We start from the raw sequence: 8,223 nt of genomic DNA, 5'->3' as shown, positions 1-8,223 counted from the left end.
CCGTCATCTCCACACTTCCAATCTATATTGTCTAATATAGATTATCCGTTATTAGTGGGGAATTTTTAAACGGTATTATCGAGGATTTTAACAGCGATTATGACAGATGGATTAAGTATAGCTTTAGGATGGGGAGAGTGGAAGCTTTTGGGAATGGAAATAGAAGTTGTAAGGGTAAGAGAGACAATGTGCTTTGTTTCGAATGAGGTGTAGTGAATTTGTTTTCAATATTATATTTTAGGTAATTAAAAACCCACTTCTTAGCATGGAAGTGGGTTTTCGTTATTTTAATAATGCTAAACGTAAATCTTCAATAGAAGATTTATTAGTCATTAATTCCTTCAATTTACGGCAACCTAATTCAATATAGTTTCCCATATATTTAGAAACTTCTTCTTCAGAAAGACTACGTTGTTGTTCATTAATAATTAAATGTTTATATAAAAGGTACTCTGAACCATCAATAATGCTTTCTCCAAATTCCCATTTAGTACTCAAATCAAATGATTGTATTTCGGTTGGACCATTTGCTATTGAAAGGCCTTTTGATAAAGAGAATTCAACCATTTGAGGTCTTGAAAAATTTAAAAGTACCATTAGTTCATCAATAATTTTTCGAGACTCCCCAGATAAAATAATTTTTTTATTCCCCATTATGATTTTCCTTCCATGTTAAAGTAACCATCACGGATTACAGTGTATTTTTTATCTTCATCATAATCTAATGTGTATTGGCTATAAGTAAATTGAGAAATTTCTTTTAAATAACTAGCATCTACTTCAGTATCTGTAGATAAGATAATTACTTGTGAGCTTAAATCACGATAGTAATTTTCAATTAAATTTTTACGGTGTTTACTATCTAAACGACCTAATGGCGTATCAATAACAATTGGTAAATTTAAATAAGAGACACGAGTCAATGCCCAAATCAATGCTGAAGAAATCATTTGTTGTTCACCGGCTGAGCGAGAATCTATATCAATTTCTTGGTTTTTACTATTGTACAGGCGAATAGATGCAGTTGCTAAATCAAATTCAATTTTACTAAACTCGTCAGTTTTACGAATAAGCTTTCTGAGCATCGAATCAAATTCTTGTTTTACAGAAGTAGCTTTATAAGCCAATAGTTGACGCACATGTTGAGATAAGGCTGTATATGTTTTTTCAACATTCTCTAATTCTTGTGACAAGTTAGAACCATTCGTAGACTTAGCAGCTAATGAATTAAACTGTTTTCTAGCTCTTAATAACTTATCTTGTAATGCGTTTACTTTAACCCGTAAAGGACTAATTATATTTTTTAAAGCGAGTTGTTTTTGATTTAAAAGATCAATACGGGTATTTTCTGAATCTATATTAAGCATCTCAGGAGCATCTGATTGTTTTTGGATAGTTTGAGCAAGTTCTTGTTCAAAGCCATGTAGTTGCTTGATTTTACCTTCTAATGTACTTAGCGCAGCTCCTTGTAAAGAAGTTAAGTATCTTTCATCTTTACCAGATAAATCATGAATGAATTTAGCAGGTGCTTCATCTGTTAGTGAAATATTAAATTGTTTAGCATACCATTTTGTTCCTTTTTCTTGTATTTGTTGTAATTGATCAGATGTAAGTGGCGGATCAATATCTTCTTTAATAGCGATATTTAAAAAATCATTAAATGGTTTTAAAGCTTTTTCATTCATAATTAGATTTTCTTTAGATTTTTTCTCGTTTAAAATAGAGATTTTTAATTTCTCCATTTTGTTCGTTAGTAAGATGGTATTATGTTGGCTTTTAAATAGCTCATTAATATCTTTACTAGTCATTTCAATTGAAGTTTCTAAGCGTCCAATTTTTTTGCCAATTGTTTCTCTAGAATGATTATTTTGAGAAATAATAGCCATTCGGTCTTTTTTTAGTTGTTGTAAAGCTTTTTCATTTTTGTTTGCTTCAAATTGTTTACTTTCTAATAACATTTTTTCTCGTTTAACTTCTTCTTCTAGCTTAGCAAATTCTTTTTCAGCATTCTTAACTTCATTAATATTTGTTGTCTTACTTAATTCTTTATTAATTGATGTAATAGTAGCTTCCAAATCTGTTAATAGAACATCATATGCATTTGCACCTGTAATTGTTTTAATAGCAGAAATCATTTGATTAGTATCTTGTTTTTTTATTAAATCTTTTATTTCTTCTCCATCAAAAATAAAGAATGGAGCAGCATAAGAAGGAATAATAGAATTTGTATATTTAACAAAGTCATACATGTTTTGGAAAGTATGTTTTTTTCGATATGTACCACTTAGAGGACGAATAAAAATAAATCTTTCTTCATGTGTAACTATTTTATTTTCATTAACATAAAATTTAACAGCAATTTCCCATTCTTCGTCACCAGTCTCGATAAAAAGGGATAAAGAAGCTTCTCGACTACCTTCAGCAAAAGCATAATTATTTATAATACTAGCATTCCATTTTTTTTGCGCGTCTGCATTCATTCCTTGTGACCCAAAAAGAGCATACCAAATTGCTTTTAAAATAGTAGTTTTACCAGCACCATTTAGTCCACCAATAAGCGCAATATTCGGGACATATTGACCATCTTTAGCTGGTGGAGGAGTCAAATCAATGTGTTGAGGACCATAAAATGTTTTATAGTTTTTAAACAATAATTTTTTTAATAACATGTTAATTCTCCTTAGTCTTCATATGCTTGTTAATTAAAGCACGATATTCAGATATCCGTTCTTTAGATGTAGTTTCGCTTGTTGAATATGTTTCAGCGCTTTGTAATAATTTTTTCATAAGTATATAAGGTACTTGAGTTTGTTCTTCTAACTTGAATAGCATTTGTTTTTGAATTTTTTCAAGTTCTTTCATTAATAAATTCTCCTTTTTAGCATATTAAAAAGACCACACATATAATGCAAGGTCTTTTTAATTGCTAGAGTGATTTGAAAATCTCTAATTCTTCAGGTTCTGTATAACTGGATAGAGAAAAACGGATAGTTGAACGAATTGTTTCTAAAGATAATCCAATAGAGCTTAAAACATGAGAAGGTTTGCTCGAACTACATGCCGATCCTGTTGAGGCAGCGATATAAGGAGCAAGTTTTTTTAATAAGATTTCATTATTGATGCCAATAAATTGAACACTTAATAATCCAGGAATTTTATTTGTTTTATCATTATTAAATCGAATATTTTGACCAAATTTTTGTTTTAGAATATTTACTAAAGTTTCTTCAGATTTTATAACTCGCTCATAATTTATTGAGAACTCTTCTTTAGCTATTTTAGCAGCCTTACCAAGTCCAACTATATTGTGTAAAGCTAAAGTGCCGCTTCTAATATCTTTCTCTTGGCCGCCACCATGTAAAAGTGGAGTAAATGGTGTTAAAATGCCATATTCATCACTCTTAATATAGGCAGCGCCAATTCCTTTAGGACCATGGAATTTATGACCAGAACAAGATAAGAAAGAAATTCCTTGATATTCTTCTAAATCAATATCAATTTTTCCTACTACCTGTGTAGCATCTGTGTGGAATAAGATTTCATTTTCTATGCACAAATCTGATAATTCTTTAATAGGATTTAAAGAACCTAATTCATTATTTCCCCACATTACAGAAACGAGTATCGTCTCAGGACGAATAGCTTCTTTTAACTGCTGTACAGAGACTCTACCAAATTTATCGGGTTTTAAAAGTGTAATCTCATAACCTTCTGTTTCTAAAAAATTAAAACATTCTAGAACAGAGGGATGTTCAACTTCAGTAGTAATTAAATGTTTGCCTTTATTTTTATAATAATGGGCAACACCTTTAATAAACATATTATTACTTTCAGTAGATCCACTTGTGAAAATAATTTCTTCAGATTTTGCATTTAAAAGATTCGCCATATTATTTCTAGCTTCATCGACAGCGTTTTTAGCAGTTAGAGCCTGATCATAATATTTACTTGAAGCATTCCCGTATTCTTCAAATAAAAATGGAAGCATAGCTTCTTTTACTGAAGGATGTATTTGAGTGGTTGCGCTATTGTCTAGATATAACATTCTTTCATCACCAGCTTTATAATTTGAATAAGTTAGATAAGAAACGATCTGTGTTTCCAGCTAAATCGTATTCTCCATTAAGTAGAGTAATTCCTCTTTCAAGATGTGCATTGAATAAATCTGGGAAGTAATCATCTTCCGAAATAGCATGACCAGCATGCTGAGTAATTAATGATTTATATACATAATCATATTCGCCAGTCATTGTATTACGTGCAATATCAACGCCTGCAGTATCAGTTACTTTTTCAGGCATAGTAGGGATTTGTAGGGATAATGATACAGCAATTCTTGATAATACATTCCAAGTATAACCTGTTGAAGCACTTAGTTTCTTTAAAATTTCTTCTGTTTGTTTAGAAGTTTTCAATCTGAAATTCATTTAATTCATCTCCATTAAAATACAAAATAACCTGTGTTGATAGAAGTCTCTTGTGCATTTGTATTAAATTCTAAGCGATACGCATGTGAAATAAAAGGTTCTAAAAGATCATAATGCAATTGGTCAACCTCACTATCAGTTGATAATACAATTGCTTGCGTACCGCTTTTAGGGATAAATTCTGTCAGTACAGCTGCTTTATGAGTTTTATCTAAACGTCCTAATAAAGTATCGAAAATAAAAGGAACTTTCTTATCGCTAATGCTAAAGATAGCCCAAATAATAGAAATTAATAAAATTTCTTTTTCACCAGCAGATAAAGTACGTTTTTCTATAGCATTTTGATACTGATCTTTCAATGACACTTCATAAGTTTTAGGATCAATATGAATAGAAGAAATATAATTTTCTTTTCTAAAAATACGTTGTAACATTTTAGAAGCTTCATTTTGAACATGAAGTAGCTTTTTACCTACTTGTATCATCCTGAATTTTTTACTTAAATCAATAATTTTTTTAGAGTGTAAAAATGAACTTTCAGATTTATCAAGATTTCTCAGTGATTGATTGATAGCATGTTCTTGTTCTAAAAGTTTTTCAAGTTCAGCTTTTATAGTAGAAATATTTTGTTTTAAGTCACTATTTTGCATCTCTATTTTTTGAATAGAGGTAGACATATTTTCTAAATCCCTCAACATTTCATTGAATTCTGTATTTTTTTCATGAGTTTTTAATTTACTTCTAAGAGCTTTCAATTGTTTAGTAATATCTCTATTTTCTTCTATACAATCCAAATGAATACTTAATTCATCGGAAGAAGCAACCTTAGAAAAAATAGAATTTACTAATGAGCTTTCAGCGAACGAAGCAAAATGAATTGACTCAACAGTGTTTTCATTTTGAATTGTGCCTAAGATGAGTTCTTTTAACATAGTTTTATCTTTATAGTTTAAAGAATTTGCGAGATTCTCCATTTTTTCTGAATCTAATAATTGGTCCATTTTGTTGTAAAGAATTGAATCATTTTCAAGCTGAATTTGTTCATTTGTTTTCTTTAATAAATTAGGAATTAAATAGAATGGAAGTAATGTAGAAACAAATTTTTTAAGCTTTTCATTATTATTCTGTTTTTTTAATTCTAATGTATTAATTTCTGTTAAAAGTTTTTCATATTCAGTTTTAATAAGACCACCAAAATTTTTAAACACTTTTTTCTTGGCATTGTAATCATCTAATAAAGTACGATATTGTTCAGAATTAGAATACAATTGTGCTTGTTTTCTTTGTAAATCATCTCTTTTTTCATTAATAGCATTTTCTAAGTCTAAAAGTTCTTTTTCATTCTTTTTCAAAGATGAGATATCCAAAGTTTGTTTAGAATATTTATCTAAATCTAATTCGAGTGTTTCAAATAAATCTAAATTAAAAGCAACTTTTGAAACTTTTTCGATGTATCCAGACAAACGGTTTTCACTAATAATCTTAGCGATTTCTTCACCATCAAATAAACATAAATCTAAAATTTGAGGTGGCATAGTTTCTTTTAACTTATCCATAAATAAGTCAGTTTGTTCGTTTGTATATAAAATATTATTCCCTTTTAGGTAAACAGCTTCTTTAATATTTCCTTGATCATTAAACTGCCATTTACGTTTCAAATTATAATCTATAGTTTTAAATCCTTCTGTAATTGAAAAATTGATAGCAATAGAAAAATTATTTTCTTGAATTCGGACAGCTTCATGATTTAAAAGGGCTAAAACGTGCTTATAATATTCGGTATTCTCAGTTTTATAGCCGAAGCTGTAAGCTCCAAAAATACCTAATTTTATAGCATTTAAAAATGTTGTTTTACCAGCGCCATTTTCTCCGCCTATTAAAATAACGGGTTTCTCAGTTGTGGTTGAAAGGTCAAAGTCGTTATAACCTCTATAAGCGCCAATATTTACTAAAGTGATGTCTCTCAATATCATAAATAAATCCTCTAATCTCTATAAGTGTAAATAATCTTGTTTTAAAATTTTGGCGATATCATCATTTATTCCGCGACGGAACTTATAGCCAGCATATTTTTGTTCCATGTTAATGAGTTTTTTCATTGTACGAACATCTACATTAAATTCTTTGCATAACATTTCCAAATCTGAAATTTGGTCAGAGCTTACAATAGCTTGATCATCCGTATCGAAGTCAGGATATTCATTATAAACTTTGTAATATGTTTCACTTACTGCATCTTCCCAAATACCCTCATTGAACCAAGTTTCACGAATTGCTTTAAGTTCTTCTAATGAAATTAATTCATAATAAGGATCAGATGGATGTGTAACAGTTGCTTGAACAGCTAGTAATCTTTGTAATATTTCATTTCGAGATTGCATTGTATATGGTCCAAGGCCAAGTTGACCATATTTCAACATTTCTTCTCCATCTAGACCTTTTTCTGTGTATTCAATAAGAAGCATTTGGTCTTCTGGTGCACTTAAATCAACATCATTTTCTTCAAGATATGCTTTTAAGTTTTCTTTTTTGACAACTGTATATAATTCAAAATCGATTTCTTGTTTAGGACGACCAGATTTTTTAGGGATAAACACAAAAGGTCTGTTGTCTTTTGTGATAATTTTCACTTCTTTTAAATACGTTTGACCATTCATACGGAATTTCATTCGTTTTGTACGGTCATCGCGAATACTTGTTAGCCAGTTACGGAAGTTTAGTAGAGGTTTCATCCAATCTTCTCCACTTTGAATGAATCCAGTTAAGGCTTTATCTTCATTAACAACTGTACATACCCAGCAACCAAAACGACTGTTACCACATGAACCAGCACTTTCTTTAATAGATTTATCCACAACTAATGGACACTCACCTGAAGAAGAGTCTTGATAAAGTTTATGCAGCTCAAAATTGTCATCTCCCCAAGGCGAAGGAGAATTAAGCAGGTAGTTCCAAACATCATCTAAAGTAAAACTGCGAATTGGAGCAAAAACAAACGCATTTGATAATGTAGAGTGTCTCATAAACATTTTGCCTTCTACAGTATGAGAGCGAATATTATTACCACGAGAGATACTTTCATCTTCACGTACACCCAATACCATGACTACTTCACCAAATGTAGATACTTTTTCTTTAATAAATTGATTAGATGGGTCAATTTTTAAACGATCTGTACACCAGCGGAAAGTTTGGTTAGGTGATGGATAACCCCTACCAATTAAATTAACCCAAAAAGAATTTTCAGCTAAGGGCTTAACTTTATGTGTTTCAATAGGTAGGTTTTGCTTAATAGCCTCATTCTGAATACGGCTTAATGTTTGGTTAATAGAGTTAATAATTAGCGGTGTTTCAACTAATGTATCAGAAGAAATAACATAAATTGTTTTAGTTAATTCTTCTCTAGGCATTTCCATCATAGCTTCAAAAATTAATTGAACTGCAACTGTTGAATCTTTACCACCACTGTAGCCTACAACCCACGGGCGGGTGTCAGCTTTATAAGCTTTCTTTATTAGTTCTTTCGACTCATCTACGAGTGAAAGTTGATTTTCAAATAAATTTGAAATAATTGAATCCATTTATATGCACTTCCTTCTTTTCTAAAAAAATTTAGAAAAATAACGATCCTAATATTATACCATAAATAATTGATGGTCCAAATTACATCTTATATTATATTAAAAATCTGCTTAAATAGAAATATTTGTGCTCATAATGAAAAAATTTTATTTTAATATAACTTAAAAATCGCCCTTTTTGATGTTTTTGTGTGAAAAAATGCTTATAAAATTAT

7 protein-coding genes are annotated in these 8,223 nt (G+C 29.9%); all 7 read right to left on the bottom strand.

Going from position 1 to position 8,223, the window contains the following annotated elements:
- Window positions 1–282 precede the first annotated feature (282 nt).
- The 7 genes from ACFSY7_RS06970 to dndC all read right to left on the bottom strand — a co-directional run bounded on the left by ACFSY7_RS06970 (window position 283) and on the right by dndC (window position 8,008).
- On the bottom strand, window positions 283–654 hold the full coding sequence (locus tag ACFSY7_RS06970) for a hypothetical protein (RefSeq protein ID WP_380147343.1): 372 nt from the start codon (window positions 652–654) through the stop codon (window positions 283–285).
- Window positions 654–2,669, bottom strand: a complete 2,016-nt coding sequence (gene dndD, locus ACFSY7_RS06965; protein ID WP_380147342.1) for a DNA sulfur modification protein DndD — start codon at window positions 2,667–2,669, stop codon at window positions 654–656. The genes ACFSY7_RS06970 and dndD (ACFSY7_RS06965) overlap by 1 nt, the downstream gene beginning before the upstream one ends.
- A gap of 1 nt (window position 2,670) precedes the next feature.
- Window positions 2,671–2,862: a hypothetical protein gene (locus ACFSY7_RS06960; RefSeq protein WP_380147341.1), complete on the bottom strand. Its 192-nt coding sequence runs from the start codon at window positions 2,860–2,862 to the stop codon at window positions 2,671–2,673.
- Between the two features lie 64 nt (window positions 2,863–2,926).
- A complete protein-coding gene (locus tag ACFSY7_RS06955) occupies window positions 2,927–4,045 on the bottom strand; it encodes a cysteine desulfurase family protein (protein ID WP_380147340.1) in 1,119 nt (372 codons plus the stop codon).
- Between the two features lie 16 nt (window positions 4,046–4,061).
- Window positions 4,062–4,427 (bottom strand): DndE family protein, encoded by a 366-nt coding sequence (locus tag ACFSY7_RS06950; RefSeq protein ID WP_380147338.1) that lies wholly within the window; start codon window positions 4,425–4,427, stop codon window positions 4,062–4,064.
- 14 nt (window positions 4,428–4,441) lie between these two features.
- Window positions 4,442–6,400 carry a DNA sulfur modification protein DndD gene (gene dndD / locus ACFSY7_RS06945; protein WP_380147337.1) on the bottom strand — a complete coding sequence of 653 codons (1,959 nt, stop codon included), beginning with the start codon at window positions 6,398–6,400 and terminating at the stop codon, window positions 4,442–4,444.
- Window positions 6,401–6,418: 18 nt separating this feature from the next.
- Entirely contained in the window at window positions 6,419–8,008 is a 1,590-nt protein-coding gene (gene dndC / locus ACFSY7_RS06940) for a DNA phosphorothioation system sulfurtransferase DndC (protein WP_380147336.1), read from the bottom strand.
- Window positions 8,009–8,223 lie beyond the last annotated feature (215 nt).

Source organism: Kurthia populi (assembly GCF_042686175.1).
GTDB classification, from domain to species: domain Bacteria; phylum Bacillota; class Bacilli; order Bacillales_A; family Planococcaceae; genus Kurthia; species Kurthia populi.
The sequence above is the reverse complement of the archived record's forward strand: the minus strand, read 5'-3'. Positions and strand labels throughout refer to the sequence as shown.

Excerpts from the sequence above, each read along its gene's own strand:
- ACFSY7_RS06970 (WP_380147343.1), bottom strand. The coding sequence starts at position 654 with ATGGGGAATAAAAAAATTATTTTATCTGGGGAGTCTCGAAAAATTATT.
- dndD (WP_380147342.1), bottom strand. The coding sequence starts at position 2,669 with ATGTTATTAAAAAAATTATTGTTTAAAAACTATAAAACATTTTATGGT.
- ACFSY7_RS06960 (WP_380147341.1), bottom strand. The coding sequence starts at position 2,862 with ATGAAAGAACTTGAAAAAATTCAAAAACAAATGCTATTCAAGTTAGAA.
- ACFSY7_RS06955 (WP_380147340.1), bottom strand. The coding sequence starts at position 4,045 with ATGTTATATCTAGACAATAGCGCAACCACTCAAATACATCCTTCAGTA.
- ACFSY7_RS06950 (WP_380147338.1), bottom strand. The coding sequence starts at position 4,427 with ATGAATTTCAGATTGAAAACTTCTAAACAAACAGAAGAAATTTTAAAG.
- dndD (WP_380147337.1), bottom strand. The coding sequence starts at position 6,400 with ATGATATTGAGAGACATCACTTTAGTAAATATTGGCGCTTATAGAGGT.
- dndC (WP_380147336.1), bottom strand. The coding sequence starts at position 8,008 with ATGGATTCAATTATTTCAAATTTATTTGAAAATCAACTTTCACTCGTA.